Genomic DNA, 298 nt, shown 5'->3' with positions numbered 1-298 from the left:
GAACGACGCAGAAACTAATGGGCGCAAAACAGGTAAGACAAAAGACCGCTTATCATGGTTCGGTGGTGGTTATGGCCTTTTCTTTGGTAGTAACTCGCCGGGTAAGCTGCGTTCATTCTCTATTCAGTACTTATTCTTGGATGAGGTTGATGGTTATAAAAAATCGGTAGGCCGTGACGGTTCTCCAGTAAAACTAGCTATCGACCGTACCGCAGGTTATACCCAATCTAAAAAAGTGTGCATGTTGTCTACGCCTTTGGAAAAGGGCAACTCAATTATTGATGACAACTACAAGCTT

General features: G+C 43.6%; 1 protein-coding gene. It reads left to right on the top strand.

The genetic code is table 11. From position 1 onward, the window contains the following. The coding region (locus tag DC53_RS0121105; RefSeq protein ID WP_033032689.1) for a phage terminase large subunit family protein at window positions 1-298 on the top strand (298 nt) is incomplete at both ends.

Source organism: Pseudoalteromonas fuliginea, assembly GCF_000690055.1.
GTDB lineage: Bacteria > Pseudomonadota > Gammaproteobacteria > Enterobacterales > Alteromonadaceae > Pseudoalteromonas > Pseudoalteromonas fuliginea.
Note: the sequence above shows the minus strand (reverse complement) of the source record. Positions and strands in the feature narration are given on the sequence as shown.